A 13,736-nucleotide genomic window follows, 5' to 3' on the forward strand; every position below is an offset into this window, starting at 1 on the left:
TCCCCCGTGCGGCCTGTCAGAACCATGCCCACCCCCACTGACACGCCGCTGACACGAGCTGCTCGGGCTAGACTCGGACGGACTGAGCGGACATCGTTCGCTCCCGTTCGACGAGGTTGGAGGTGGTTCCAATGGCAATGCCCACTCCTCGGTCCGACCATTGGGCGGCCGCTGACCTCGATCACATTCCCGAAGACGGATTACGGTACGAGGTGCTGAATGGCCAGCTCGTCGTGAACGCTGCGCCCAAGCCACGGCATCAGTGGCTGATCAAATGGCTTATGCGCGCTCTCGACGACGTGCTGCCGCCTGGATACGTCGTATTGGAAGGCGTCGGCGTACTGATCGGCGACGACGAGCCCATTCCCGACCTGATGGTGGCGACCGGCCCGATCGACTGGGACGACCGCGGCGTCCCTGTCGAACAGGTGAAACTGGTCGTCGAAGTCGTCTCCAAATCGACGACGCTGCAGGACCGCATGGTCAAGCCCGTGCTCTATGCCGCAGCCGGAATCCCCAACTACTGGCGCGTCGAGATCAATCCGTTCAAAGGTCAGCTCCCCGACGAAAAGTTGCCGATCCTGTTCGCACACGCCCTCGGTGCGGACGACACCTACGAGCGGACGCACCGGGTGGCGGCCGGAGATACCGCCACCCTGCGCAGTCCCTTCGAATTCACCGTGGATCCGGCTTCACTGATGCCCTGAGCCGGACTTGTCACGGGCGGGTACGTGGGCGAGCAGTTCATCGACCGACCATTGGTCATCGGCGTGCACACCGAGTTTGCTCGCGAGCACACGTCCGTCGGGGGCAATGAGGAAATCGCCCGGTAGGCCTAGGCGGCCGCCTTCGGGTTCCGATGGGGGAGCGGGCTTTTCCTTGCGGAGGACGGCCATGGTCGCGGTGGTGACGCCGCGGATTATGGCGGGCCAGGCGCGGGGGTCGAGCAGGGCGCGGGGTTTGGCTTCGATGCCGAATTCTCGGTAGAGGGTCCGGGTCGGGTCGGCAATCAGGTCGAAGGGGAGGTCGCCTTCATATGTGCGCAATTCGGCTGCGCTGGAATGGAATACGACGACCTCGCGGATATCGGCGGCGAGGATTTCGGCGTGCCGGACCGCGAACGAGCGCAGGTGCAGGTTGCAGATCGGGCAGCCGGCGAAGCGGCGGAACTGCAGGTGGATCAGGCAATCCTGGTCCGGAATCCGAATTGTGCTGTCGGCGATGGTGACCAGTTCTCGGGCGGGCACCGTAGTCGGCATTGGCATGAAAACTCCCTTCGTAGGTGTACGACGTACGCCTACGACAAGTATGCGCGTACCTTGTACGCTGTCAACCCGTGCCCCGGCCTCGCTCGCTGACCAGCCCCGCCATCGCGGCCGCCGCCGTCGCGGTGCTCGACCGCGACGGTCTGTCCGGCCTCACCATGCGCGCGGTCGCGAAGGAACTCCGCATCGCCACCATGGGCCTCTACCGCTACGTCGCCGACCGCGACGAACTCGAGATGCTGGTCGTCGACCATCTCCTGGCCGATATCGACCTCACGCCACCGGCCGACCCGGACTGGCGCGACCGCATCGCGGCCCTCCTCGACCGCATGCGCACGACGGTATCCGCCCACCCGGCCGCGATCCCGCTGGTCGTACGCCACCGCCAGTCCGCCCCCAACAGCCTGCGCTGGATCGAGGCAATGCTGACCGTCCTCACCGATGCGGGCTTCACCGGGATCGGCCGAGTCCTGGCCCAACGCACCCTCATGGCCTTCCTGCTCGGCCATCTCCAGAACGAGCACTACGGCCCACTCTCCGGCGCGGGCACCGCCGCGATGACCCAACTCATGCCCGCCGACTATCCGCTACTCGTCCAAACCGCCACTGAAGCCCGAAATATAGATGCCGACACCGAATTCCGCCTCGGCCTCGAAACCGTCCTGCGCGGCCTGGCCCGCTGAACCTCGGCTAGTGCCACCAGGGCGGCGTATCTCCGTCGTTGGGCGGGGAACTAGTCTTGCGGAGTCCGAGTGCTCTCGATGAGGTCGTAAACACTTCTCGCGTGCTCGATCATCTCGAACGCCGGAAGCGGGCTTGCGCCGGAAAATCGAGACCAGCTAGTTGGTAAGCCCTGGAATGGACATGGTCGCCCCCATGATGCGGTGACCCGCATCGTTCAGATGCAGACCGTCGCCACTGTCCAGATCGGATCGAATGAAGTCGGGATCATTCGGATCTTCGACAGCGGCAGCCACATCGAACACGGCATCGAAAATACGGGTGGTGCGGAGCCATTCGTTGACCGCACGGCGTACCACCCGCCCCTCGGCGACATTGAGGTCCGGATAGATGACGCCTGCGAAGGGGCCGATGGTGTTGGCGTACACCGCAAGTCCCGCCGCACGCGCACGTCCGGCCAATTCCGTATAACCGTCAATGAGTGCCTCGGCAGATGATGTGCTGTTGTCGAGGATCAGGTCGTTGATGCCGAAGTTCAGGACGACATGGGTCACGCCGGGAACTTCGAGCACATCGCGGTCGAAACGGGCCAGTCCGTGTTCGCCGATCTGGTCGGTCAGCAAACGGGTCCCGCCGATGCCCTGATTGAGAACCCAACCGCTGGTGAGACGTTCATTGAGAACGTCGACCGAACGATGGTTCGCGCCCAGGGTCGATCCGACCCCTTCGAACCAGGAGTCGCCGAATGCGACAACGATCGGGCCATTCGTCGTGGTGAGCACGTCGACACCGGTCACATAGAAGCGCGAGGTCGTCTCCCCGGCTTCGGATAGCGCGAGTGCGGCGACCTGGTCACCAGCGGCCACGAAACCGGATTCCATCGGCAGGTGCGAAAAGGGTGCCAGGCCAGTCTCTTCCGGCAAGTAGATACTCAGCGCCAGATCCGTACCCGCCGTCGTCGCGAAATCGACCGGGTCGCTGACGAGATCGGCGCCCGCCGGAAGGGTCGCTGAAACCTCGCCGTCGAAACGCAGCTCGGTATCGGTCTCCGCGACGATCTCCGCCCCGGACTTGCGCACCGCGATCCGTGCCGCGCCGATGGTCACCGGCGTCGCACCATAGCGGTTCGTCAGCCGCACCCGCAGCTGCTCGCCGCCCCCGACCAGGTGCAACACCTGGCGCACCGTCTCATCGGCGAAGCCGCGCGGCTCGGCCAAACGAATCCGCTCGGTGGGGTCGACCAGCGTGGAACGGAAGCCCGCGACCCAGCGCGAAGAGGTAGTCATCGGAATCTCCATTTAGTTGCGGTGAGGAATATTGCGATGACAACAATCTAGCGCATATGTTCCGCATGTCAACTATCCCCGCCGCAACTATCTCGGCTAAGCTCGCTCCCGTGGACGCAGAACTCTTCGACGATCCCAGGCTCACCACCATGGGCCTGCTGTACGAGGCGTACGACGGTCTGACCCGAAAACTGGAACCGACCTGGAAGAAACACGGTCTGTCCGGCCTCGATGTCAACGCACTGATGCGCTTGAGCCGTTCACCGGAGCGTCGCCTGCGCATGACCGATCTCGCCGCCCAGACCAACCTGTCCACCAGCGGCGTCACCCGGCTGGTCGACCGCCTGCAGCGCAACGGTTTCGTGCGCCGCGAGCTCGACTCGGTCGACCGCCGCAGCTCCTACGCGGTCCTCACCGCCGCCGGTGCGACCCGCTTGGCCCGCGTACTCCCGGACTACCTCGAGGTCATCGAGCGCTGGTTCACCGGTCTGCTGCCCCCCGACCAACTCGATGCCTTCGTCGGCGGTCTGCGCACGATTCGCGATCAGGTGAGTCCGGAAGCCACTGCCCGCGAACCCGACTGAACACCGCGCGGCCAGCCGCTCCAGGGCGGAATCCCGGCATTCGGCGAAGTGCGGTGGCAGCGGTCGAATCCGCCCGCGATCACCGTCGCCGAGGTGGCCGGACTCGCCGTGCCAGGTGCGGTTGTGGGATCGAGGCTGTCGCCGTGTGACCGCTACTCGATCGCCGCGGTAAGGCGATTGGTGAGTTCGTGGACGTGGGCAATCAGTTCGGGGGGTTCGTGGATTCGGCAGTCGAAGCCGAAAGTCGCTATGTAGATGGCGAGTTCGTCCAAGGAGTTGGAGCCGGTGCGGAGTAGGCAGGTCCGGTCGTCGATGGCCTCGATGACGCCGACTGTCGGGGCAATGCGTTCTGCGGCGACTTGGGCGGGTACGTACAGGGTGACGCGGGCGACATAGCGGTAAGGGGAAGTCGTTGTGCCACTGGTGACGTAGTGGGCGAGGTCGGTTTCGGGTGGCTCGCGCGGGGTGAAGCGGGGGCCGGTGGGTATGCGGGGGTGCAGGCGGTCGACCCGATAGGTACGCCAGTCCGCGCGGTCGACATCCCAGCCGATGAGGTACCAGTGTCGGCCGGTGTGTACCAGGCGATGTGGTTCGGCGGTGCGCAATGATGTTGTGTCGCTGTGGGTTCGGTAGTCGAAGCGCAGACGGTGATTATCGCGGATGGCGCCTGCGATTGCGGTCAGCACGTCGGGATCGACGGTGGGTCCCGCGGAAGGCACTGTGACGGTGACCGATTGGAGCAGGCTGACTCGATGCCGCAGCCTCGACGGCAGTACCTGCTCGAGTTTGGTGAGCGCGCGCAAAGAGCTGTCCGCGATGCCCGCGATGGTGCCGCCCGCCGCGGTGCGCAGCCCGACGGCGACCGCGACCGCCTCATCGTCGTCGAGCAGCAGCGGCGGCAGTTTCGCGCCCGCCCCGAGGCGGTACCCCGCCACACCGGCGGTCGCGTCCACCGGATAGCCGAGATTGCGCAACTTATCGATATCGCGGCGCACCGTGCGCACATCGACCTCGAGGCGTTCGGCGAGTTCGGTGCCGGTCCAGTCGCGAGGCGTCTGTAGCAACGACAGCAATCGCAGCAGGCGCGCGGAGGTTTCCAACATGGCTGAAAGTCTGCCGCAAACCTAGGGCCGGAGCTGTCCTAGGTGCGTCGTAGCGTTGTTCTCATGAGCACAGAACTCACCCCGTTCCGCATCGAAATCCCCCAGCAGCAGCTCGATGACCTGCGCAATCGTCTCGACAATGCGCGCTGGCCCGCACCGCTGCCCGGCGACGGCTGGGATACCGGCGTGCCGACCACCTGGCTGCGTGAACTGGTCGACTACTGGCGCACCGGCTACGACTGGCGCGCCGCCGAGGCCCAGCTCAACACCTATCCGCAATTCACCACCGAGATCGACGGGCAGCGCATCCACTTCCTGCACGTCCGTTCGCCCGAGCCCGATGCCATGCCGCTGTTGGTTACGCACGGCTGGCCCGGTTCGGTCGTCGAATTCCTCGACGTGATCGGACCGCTCACCGACCCGCGCGCCCACGGCGGCGATCCCGCCGACGCCTTCCACCTGGTCATTCCATCGTTGCCGGGTATCGGATTCTCGGGTCCGGTCGCCGAGAGCGGCTGGACGACCGAGCACATCGGCGCGGCCTGGGCGGAGCTGATGCGCAGGCTCGGCTACGAACGCTACGGCACCCAGGGTGGCGACGTCGGCGCCGCGGTGAGCCCGCAGGTCGGGCGAGTCGCACCGGATCGTGTTGTCGGCGTGCACGTCAACGGTCCCGGACCGATCAACACACAGCAACTCGATGAGGAAGAGTTGGCGAGTCTGACCGATCTCGAACGCGACCGGATCCGGCGCATCGAGGCATTCATGCGCGAGGAGTACGGCTATATCGCGATTCAGTCGACCCGCCCGCAGACCGTGGCGTACGGGCTGGTGGACTCACCGGTCGGCCAACTCGCCTGGATCATGGACAAGTTCCGGGAATGGACGTTTCCGCGAAATGTCGACCCGGACAAGATCATTGATCGCGACCGGCTGCTGACCAATGTGATGCTGTACTGGCTCACCGGCACCGCGGGCTCGGCTGCCTACGTCGTCTATGCACAGGCAGGCACCTGGGGCGCGCCCAAGCCGAACTCCGGTGTGCCGACCGCAGGCCTGGTTCTGGCCCATGACGTCGCCATTCGCCGTTACACCGAAGCCGAGAGCACCATCACCCGCTGGAACGATGTGGATCACGGCGGGCATTTCGCGGCCCTGGAGGAACCGGTATTGCTGACGAACGATATTCGCGAGTTCTTCCGCGACCTGCGCTGAAAAGTTGGGCCTGTTCCGGCATGTCGCGGCCGGAGCAGGCTCACAATCAATGGCAGCACGACGGTGGCAATGCAGAGGTGAGCGCCATGAGTGAGCCGAGACGGATTACTCAGCAACATCGGGAAGACTTCTGGCGGAGCTGCGGCTGGTCACCGGGTCTGCCGGAGGCCGAACGACGCCATATCGAGGAACTCTGGGATGACGAGTCCATCGATATGGCGGAGCTCTTCGGCTGGTAACGCGTGATCAGGCGGTGAGTTCACCTGCCTGCCGCCAAGAGTCGCGTTCGGCGGCAAAAGCTTCGGCTTGGACCGCGCGGAATTCGTCGATGGATTCGGCATTGTCGGCGAGGAACTTCCGATAGTCGGCGAGCGCGAACTCACCGTCCTCGGCCCGCACCTGGATCTTGCCCGCCGCGAAATCGCCGCGCAGGTCGAGGAGTTCATCGGCCTCGACCGGATACCAGTGGATTCGGTCGAAATAGCGTAGCAGCCAAGGAGATTCGTCGCTCACGGTGCCGGGGTGGCGGTGGTTCCAGACTTGGGTTGTGCGGCCGACGAATTGGTAGCCGCCGGGGCCTTCCATCCCGTAGATACACAGGTACGCGCCGCCGATGCCGACGGCATTCTCGGGAGTCCAGGTGCGGGCCGGATTGTACTTCGTGGTGACGAGCCGGTGGCGTGGGTCGGTCGGGGTGGCGACCGGTGCGCCGAGATAGACGTCGCCGAGACCGAGGACCAGGTATTCGGCCCCGAAGACGGTGTCGTAGACGTCCTGCACCGAAGCCAATCCGTTCATGCGCCGGATGAATTCGATATTCCACGGGCACCAAGGCGCGTCCGCGCGCACGCCGTGCATATAGCGGGTGATCGCCTCCCGCGTGGCTGGATCGTCCCAGGACAGCGGCAGGTGCACGGTGCGGCTCGGCACCACGAGCTGGTCGGAAGCTGGGATGTGCTGTTCGGCCTCGGTGAGCAGATCGAGCAGCGTCGCGACCGGCATGACCGCCGGATCGACGCGGATCTGCAGCGAACGGACACCCGGCGTCAGCTCCGTCACGCCGCGCACACCGATCTCGAGCAGGTGCTGGTGCAAGGCGTGCACGCGGGCACGCAGCCCGAGATCCAGTGTCATGGCGCCATATTCGACGAGGACGCCGTCATCTCCCTGACGGCGGTAGGTCACCCCGGTCTCGTCGTCGACATCGGTACGGCGCAGCACACCGTCATCGCCGTCGCCGCCGGGGGAGAGGACCGTGGGCCACGCGGCGCGCCTGGCGGGACCGAGTTCGCGAACCGAGGCGGCGCGATCGCTGCGGATCGGGACGAAGCGTACGGCATCGCCGGGGGCGAGCTGACCGAGTTTCCATCGGTCGGCGGCGACCACCGTCACCGGGCAGACGAAACCGCCTAGGCTGGGTCCGTCGGGGCCGAGCAGGATCGGCGTATCGCCGGTGAAGTCCAGCGCTCCAACCGAATACGGGGTGTCGTGGATATTGGACGGGTGCAGTCCGGCTTCGCCGCCATCGGTTCTGGCCCATTCGGGTTTCGGGCCGATCAATCGGACTCCGGTGCGATCGGAATTGAAATGCACCTCGTAGTCGGTGCCGATAATCGTGTCGAAGTCACTACGGCTGAAGAACTCCGGTGCGCCGTGCGGACCTTCGGTGACGGCCAATTCCCACCGCCGGGACAGGACCGGCTGCTCCTCCATCGGCACTGCGGCCGCCACCCGGCCCTGATGCGTGCCGAGCGGCAGTATTTCACCGGTACGCAACGTGTTACCCGCGCTGCCGCCGAACTTTCCGAGGGTGAATGTGGCTGCGCTGCCCAGATATCCGGGCAGTTGGATACCACCCGCGATCAGCACATAGCAGCGCATGCCCGGCCCGCTTATCGCACCGATATCGAGAATTCCATCCTCCGGGACCAGCACCGTTCGCCACTGCTGCACGCGAGTCCCGTTCACGGTGACATCGGTCGGTGCGCCGGTGACACACACCCAGGTCGGCGCGGAAAACTTCAGCGCGGGACCGCCGAGTGTGCACTCGAGGCCCGCCGCACCCTCCGGATTGCCGAGCACACGGTTGCCGAGCCGGAACGACAGATCGTCCATCGGCCCCGAGGGCGGAACGCCGACGTGCCAATATCCGATTCGCCCCGGCCAATCCTGCACCGTGGTAAGCATTCCCGGCCGTACCACCTGCGCCGACTGCTCTGGATCGACGGTAGGCGTACCGTCGATCGGCATCGCATCCTGGGCGGGGCTCGCAACTTCGCTCTGCGCGACAACCACTAGGTCGGCGACGGTCATCGGGTCACCACCATCCGCACGGGCGTGGGATCGAAGCCGTTGCAGGGGTTATTGATCTGCGGGCAATTCGACACCAGCACCAACGTGTCGATCTCGGCGCGCAGCGTGACCTTCTTTCCCGGCGCCGACAATCCGTCGACAATGCCGAGGGTGCCATCGGCCTCGACCGGGACATTCATGAACCAGTTGATATTCGACACCAGATCCCGTTTGCCCAGTCCCCATTTCAACGCCTCGGTGAGGAAGTTCTCCACACAGGCGTGCTGGTGGCGGGTGTGATGGCCGTAACGCAGCGTGTTGGACTCCTGGGAGCAGGCGCCCGCGATGGTGTCGTGGTTGCCGACCTCGTCGACGAGCACGGTCATCAGCGCGGTGCCCGCGTCGGTGCGCAGCACGCTGCCTGTGCCGAGGAATATATTGCGCTGTGCGGTAATGGTGGCCTGCGCGCTGTAGCGGTCGGTGTGGTCGGCCGCCGAATACAGCAGGCAGTCCACCGCCTGATTTCCGTGCAGGTCGATGATTTCGAGCTGGTCGCCCGCGCGGACCACGGTCGACCACGGCGCGCAGGCGGGCACGGTTTCGTCGAGCACGATGGTGCGGGCCGGTGCCGAGATCATGCCCCTACCTCCAGAGTCGCGGCCGTCCAGGCCTGTTCGGTGTTTTCCACGGCCCGCAGATACTCGGGATCGGAATTGTGCTGTACGGCAAGCTCTTCCGGTGCAGACCAGGCGACGAGGTCGAGATCCGTCGCGGGCCGGTCATCGAGCGGGTGTGCGGTGTCGGCGATGAGCAGTACCACCGGCAGATGGATGAGCAGGTCGACCGAGGACCCCGGGCCCGCACTACCGGTGGCGGTCAGCGCACCATTGGATTCGACACGCGCACCGCGGAAGAAGGACACGGTCGGCCCGATATCCCGTGGCTCGAGTCCCTGCTTGGCCCCCGCGAGGCGCAGCAGCGCACGGCCTTCGGGCGTTGGGCCGCACAGGGTGTCGTGTCGACCGGAGCTGTCGGTGACGACGGTGGCCAGCACCCGGCCCTGATCCGAGAGCAGTGGATGTCCGGTGCCCAGATAGGCCTGCCACGGCACCTTCACGGTATCGGCGACATTGAGCCGCTCCCACGGTGCGTCGGCCCGCAGCAACAACACGTGCGCGCATGCGGCACCGTCGGGATCGCGCAAGCGCAGTCTGGTCCCGCGGCCGAGTACGACATTCGCGTATCCACCGGCCGGAATGCGTTGTGCGAAGGTGATACTCGCCACCGCGACGTCGTCCGGTAGTTCAGGTCCGGCAATGGTTGCGGCGGCGGCTTGCGACCTCGCATGTGTGCGCGCTCCGGTAGTGGAGGCTGTGCTGGTCATCGTTGTCCCTAAGGTCGTAGTGGGCGACTGGTGCGGCGGCGGTGGGCGTCAGCACCCACCGCCGCGCGCAGGGTCAGGCGAGCTGGGCGGCGGGTTCGAGACTTTCGGTCCTTGACCCCGCATTGACGATCCGATGCACGACAACTCCGACGGCGACCACGATCACCACGAAAAGCGGTGCGGCCCAGAGCATCCACCAGCCACCGCCATTCGGCGTGTAGACCTCGGCCCGCGGCCATGCGAGATTCACCGCCATCGCGATGCCCCAGACGACGGCGAGTGCGTTGATCGGAATTCCGAAGCGACCCAGGCTGAACAGCCCGGCAGCACCGCTGTCCCACCCCTTGATCCGCCGCATCAGCAGCGGCACGGTGACCAGCAGATACGCCAGATAGAGCGTCACGATGCAGACACTGGCCAGGGTGGCGAAGATCGCCGCATTGCCGAGATTGAGCACCAGCAGACCGATACCGAGCACGCCGATGATCACCGCGGGCAGCACCGGCGTACCGAAGCGCGGATGCACCACGGCCAGGCGACGGGCGAAGGGAAGCTTGCCGTCTCGTGCCATCGAGAACATCAACCGCGAGCCCGCGGTCTGAATTGCCAAGGTGCACACCGTGATCGCCACCGCGACACATCCGAGCAGCACCTTGCCCGCCGGGCTGTCCAGCTTCGAGGTGAGCACATAGGCCAGGCCCTCGGTGCCCAACGAACCGTCATCCAGACTCGGCGCTGCCATCAATGCACCGAGCAGCAGCAGTCCACCGCCGAGCGCGGAGACCGAGAGCGCGGTCAGAATCGTGCGCGGCGCGACTTGCCGCGGATTCTTGGTCTCCTCGGAAAGCTCTCCGGCGGAATCGAATCCAACCATCACATAGGCAGCCATCAGACCGGAGACGAGGAACGCCGCCCAATACGGCCCGGGTGCGGCCTGATCGGTTTGCAGCACCACGCCCGGCCCGCGCTCGGTGTGGGTGAAGAACAGCGCGATGATCGCCAGCACGCCGATGATCTCCACGGTGACGCCGATCGAATTGATCCGCGCCATCAGATCGATGCCGATCACATTGATCACCGTGGTGAGCACCAGCAGGATGCTGCCGAGCAGTACCGCATTGGTGGCGCCGGAGGTCGAGGTGAGCGCGGTGTCGTCGCCGACGATCTGGAATCCGCTCCAGATCGATGGCAGCACCACCTGTAGCGCGATCGCGGCGGCGGCGGCCGTGACGATCTGGGCGATAACCATCATCCACCCGGCGAACCAGCCGACGACCTCGCCGCCGAGCCGACGCGACCACTGGTAGATACAGCCCGAAATCGGGTAGCGCGCAGCCAGTTCGGCGAAGTTCAGCGCGACCAGGAACTGTCCGGCGAACACGATCGGCCAGGTCCAGAAGAAGGCGGCACCGCCGAACGAATATCCGAAGCCGAAGAACTGGAAGATCGTGGTGAGGATCGAGACGAAGGAGAATCCGGCCGCGAATGAGGCATAGCGGCCGAGTTTGCGGTGTAGCACCGGCTGATAGCCGAAGCCGGCCAGGTCGGCATTGTCCTGGTTGGCGGGCGGTGGGAGGACGGGGGCGGGGGAATCGACTTTGGTGGCCATGGGGGTTCCTTCGCGAGCGGCCAATACCTATCGCATGACAGTTTTGCGTTCGCGATCGCGCTTTCGGTGTCCCTCGTGTATCGCTTCCGGGAACCCCGGTAACTTCTGCGTTGCCTGGATTTCTATCGAGTGACAGAAACCTCACACCTGGGCAATCGCCTTGGAAACATCAGACCGATCTGATCGCTATGGCGGCGGTCGGCCGGATCGGGCGCGGTGTCAGAATGGCGTCGTGGCAAATCTCGGTCCCGGCCGTCCCCGTCTCGACCAGCGCCCCCGGCGCGGTCGGACGCCACGCGACGAGATCCTCGACGCCGCCGGAGAACTGTTCACCACCAATGGCTACGCCAATACCTCGACGCGGACGGTCGCGGATGCGGTCGGTATCCGGCAGGCCTCGCTCTACCACCACTTCGGCGCCAAGGACGACATCCTCGACGCACTGCTCGCCGAAACCATCGCAGGGCCCTTGGATCTCGCCGAACGCATACGTGAGGTGCCGGAGCCTGCGCACACCCGGTTGTACGCGCTGGCCTGGTTCGACGTGCGCCAACTGTGCGCGTCGCACTGGAATCTCGGTGCGCTCTACCTACTTCCGGAATTGCGCACCGAACGCTTCGCCGCCTTTCGGCTGCGCCGCGACGAATTGCGCAGGCATTACGAAACTTTGGCGGCGGCGGTCGCTGCCGAGGCAGGCGTGCATGGGGCAGAGGCCCTGCCGTTCCGGCTCGTGGAGACGGTGATCAATATCCGCTCGGACGAGGGCAGCGCACCCGCCCACGCCGAACGCACCATTCCCGACGCGATCATGCGCATGCTCGGCTGGCGCGGCGATCTGGACGGCCTCCGCGCCGATGCCACCGAACTCCTCCAGCGTTTGGCGTGAACCGCCCGCACGTCAGGACTTTCCGTCGGCCGCAACCCACTCCATGCCCCAGCCGTAGGCCAGGTCGACGCCCTGATTGAGGAAGATCGAAGGATCGGTCGGGCGCGGCAGGAATACCCCCTCGCGCCGCACCACCAGCTCACCATTGATGTTCTCGATGAGCGCCAGCACCATGCGCCGCGAATCATTCGTACAACCGTCGACGCTCATTTCGATCGGTGGAGCCCCCACCGGATACAACGTCGCGGTGGCCCGCACACCGCGGAAGTCCGGCGCACCCTCATACAGCGAGGCGAACACCAGGATCCTGCGGAAGTCGGTGGTGTGATCGAGATTGATATCGAGGTTCTCACCGCTCGCGCTGCCCCCGGTGCGGTCATCCTGATCGAGCAGGATGTAGGGCGAATTCTCCAGCGACCCGAAATTACCGATCGCGTGAATGGTCCCCTTGGACCCGTCCTGCAGCTCCCACAGGCAGCAAAGATCCAGGTCGAGCGCATCCCCGGTCTTCCGCTTACCGAAGATGCCCTTGCCAGAAGGCGAGGACCAGTTCAGATTCACCCGCATAATGCCGCGTGTGGCACCGGTCTTGGTGAGCGAGACGGCGGGGGCATCCTTGGTCAGCGAGATCTTGCTCATGTTGACCGGCGGTGCTTGCTGGGCTGAGGGCGGAGCCGCAGGCGGGGTGAAGTGTTGTGGCGGCACCTGCTGCTGGGGCTGTGCGAATTGCTGTGGCGGCGTGGGCTGTTGGGGTGGCGTGAATTGCCGTGGGGGCACGGGCTGCTGGGGCGCTGCAAATTGTTGTGCCGGTGCGGGCTGCTGCGGCGGCGCGAACTGCTGCGGTGGCGCGGGCTGTTGCGACATCGGCTGTTGCGGTGCCGGATCTTCGTCGACGGAGATTCCGTAATCGGTTGCCAGTCCGGCTAATCCGGAGGCGTATCCCTGGCCGACTGCGCGGAACTTCCAATTGCCCTGTCGCCGATACAGTTCTCCGAGGACGAAGGCGGTTTCGGTGGTTGCGCCCACGCTGTCGAAGCGCGCGAGTTCGGCACCGGTCGCCGAATCCACCAGTCGCACATATAAACCCTGGAACTGCCCGAAGGTTCCGCCGTCGGCGGATGCCGCGATCACGACGGTCTCGATCTCGGCTTCGACCTGAGGCAGGTTGACCGACAGCACATCCAGCACCGTCGGTCCTTGCTGCCTACCCTCGTAACGCACCGCGCCGGACGGATGGCCCGGCTGGTTGTAGAAGACGAAGTCGTTGTCCGAGCGCACCTTGCCACCGGCGAGCAGCAGTGCCGACGCGTCGGCGTCGGGCACACCCGGCCCGGGCTGCCAGCCGAGTTCGACCTGAACAGTGGACGTCGGCACCGCGACATTGGCGCCCTTGATCATCGACATAGATACCCCCGCAATCGTTTTGGACGA

Annotated in this window: 14 protein-coding genes; 6 read left to right on the forward strand and 8 right to left on the reverse strand. The window is 65.3% G+C overall.

The genetic code is table 11. The annotated features are described in order from the left end of the window. Positions 1-131 precede the first annotated feature (131 nt). Positions 132-707: a Uma2 family endonuclease gene (locus tag ACQPZ2_RS06530; protein ID WP_433524733.1), complete on the forward strand. Its 576-nt coding sequence runs from the start codon at positions 132-134 to the stop codon at positions 705-707. On the opposite strand, the gene ACQPZ2_RS06535 is transcribed toward ACQPZ2_RS06530, so the two are convergent. Continuing rightward, entirely contained in the window at positions 693-1,265 is a 573-nt protein-coding gene (locus ACQPZ2_RS06535) for a peroxiredoxin-like family protein (RefSeq protein ID WP_433524734.1), read from the reverse strand. The genes ACQPZ2_RS06530 and ACQPZ2_RS06535 overlap by 15 nt on opposite strands. Before the next feature lie 71 nt (positions 1,266-1,336). On the opposite strand from ACQPZ2_RS06535, the gene ACQPZ2_RS06540 reads away from it, so the two are divergent. After that, on the forward strand, positions 1,337-1,948 hold the full coding sequence (locus tag ACQPZ2_RS06540; RefSeq protein ID WP_433524735.1) for a TetR/AcrR family transcriptional regulator: 612 nt from the start codon (positions 1,337-1,339) through the stop codon (positions 1,946-1,948). Between the two features lie 156 nt (positions 1,949-2,104). Here ACQPZ2_RS06540 and ACQPZ2_RS06545 read toward each other — a convergent pair whose 3' ends face one another. Then, complete coding sequence (locus ACQPZ2_RS06545; RefSeq protein WP_433524736.1) at positions 2,105-3,232, reverse strand: GDSL-type esterase/lipase family protein; 1,128 nt, start codon at positions 3,230-3,232, stop codon at positions 2,105-2,107. A 110-nt stretch (positions 3,233-3,342) separates the two neighbouring features. Between ACQPZ2_RS06545 and ACQPZ2_RS06550 the strand changes: the two genes are divergently transcribed. Beyond that, positions 3,343-3,816 carry a MarR family winged helix-turn-helix transcriptional regulator gene (locus ACQPZ2_RS06550; RefSeq protein WP_063036971.1) on the forward strand — a complete coding sequence of 158 codons (474 nt, stop codon included), beginning with the start codon at positions 3,343-3,345 and terminating at the stop codon, positions 3,814-3,816. Positions 3,817-3,968: 152 nt separating this feature from the next. Here ACQPZ2_RS06550 and ACQPZ2_RS06555 read toward each other — a convergent pair whose 3' ends face one another. Further along, the gene (locus ACQPZ2_RS06555) at positions 3,969-4,919 is read right to left on the reverse strand and encodes a helix-turn-helix transcriptional regulator (protein WP_433524737.1); all 951 of its coding nucleotides are present in this window, start codon (positions 4,917-4,919) and stop codon (positions 3,969-3,971) included. A 63-nt stretch (positions 4,920-4,982) separates the two neighbouring features. Here ACQPZ2_RS06555 and ACQPZ2_RS06560 point away from each other — a divergent pair, with 63 nt between their 5' ends. Beyond that, on the forward strand, positions 4,983-6,134 hold the full coding sequence (locus ACQPZ2_RS06560) for an epoxide hydrolase family protein (RefSeq protein WP_433524738.1): 1,152 nt from the start codon (positions 4,983-4,985) through the stop codon (positions 6,132-6,134). 86 nt (positions 6,135-6,220) lie between these two features. After that, the gene (locus ACQPZ2_RS06565) at positions 6,221-6,373 is read left to right on the forward strand and encodes a hypothetical protein (protein ID WP_169814426.1); all 153 of its coding nucleotides are present in this window, start codon (positions 6,221-6,223) and stop codon (positions 6,371-6,373) included. 7 nt (positions 6,374-6,380) lie between these two features. On the opposite strand, the gene ACQPZ2_RS06570 is transcribed toward ACQPZ2_RS06565, so the two are convergent. The 4 genes from ACQPZ2_RS06570 to ACQPZ2_RS06585 all read right to left on the reverse strand — a co-directional run bounded on the left by ACQPZ2_RS06570 (position 6,381) and on the right by ACQPZ2_RS06585 (position 11,419). Continuing rightward, positions 6,381-8,384 (reverse strand): 5-oxoprolinase/urea amidolyase family protein, encoded by a 2,004-nt coding sequence (locus ACQPZ2_RS06570; RefSeq protein WP_433527343.1) that lies wholly within the window; start codon positions 8,382-8,384, stop codon positions 6,381-6,383. A 59-nt stretch (positions 8,385-8,443) separates the two neighbouring features. Beyond that, positions 8,444-9,064: an urea amidolyase associated protein UAAP2 gene (locus ACQPZ2_RS06575; RefSeq protein ID WP_063036963.1), complete on the reverse strand. Its 621-nt coding sequence runs from the start codon at positions 9,062-9,064 to the stop codon at positions 8,444-8,446. Further along, positions 9,061-9,810, reverse strand: coding sequence for a DUF1989 domain-containing protein (locus ACQPZ2_RS06580; protein WP_433524739.1), 750 nt, complete (start codon positions 9,808-9,810; stop codon positions 9,061-9,063). The genes ACQPZ2_RS06575 and ACQPZ2_RS06580 overlap by 4 nt, the downstream gene beginning before the upstream one ends. Positions 9,811-9,883: 73 nt before the next feature. Then, positions 9,884-11,419, reverse strand: coding sequence for an amino acid permease (locus tag ACQPZ2_RS06585; protein ID WP_433524740.1), 1,536 nt, complete (start codon positions 11,417-11,419; stop codon positions 9,884-9,886). A 232-nt stretch (positions 11,420-11,651) separates the two neighbouring features. Between ACQPZ2_RS06585 and ACQPZ2_RS06590 the strand changes: the two genes are divergently transcribed. Then, entirely contained in the window at positions 11,652-12,305 is a 654-nt protein-coding gene (locus ACQPZ2_RS06590) for a TetR/AcrR family transcriptional regulator (protein WP_433524741.1), read from the forward strand. 12 nt (positions 12,306-12,317) lie between these two features. Here the strand turns inward: ACQPZ2_RS06590 and ACQPZ2_RS06595 are convergent, their stop codons facing one another. Further along, positions 12,318-13,709 carry a TerD family protein gene (locus ACQPZ2_RS06595; protein WP_433524742.1) on the reverse strand — a complete coding sequence of 464 codons (1,392 nt, stop codon included), beginning with the start codon at positions 13,707-13,709 and terminating at the stop codon, positions 12,318-12,320. Between the last annotated feature and the right edge of the window lie 27 nt (positions 13,710-13,736).

The organism is Nocardia pseudovaccinii (assembly GCF_050942345.1).
Taxonomy (GTDB): Bacteria; Actinomycetota; Actinomycetes; order Mycobacteriales; family Mycobacteriaceae; genus Nocardia; species Nocardia pseudovaccinii.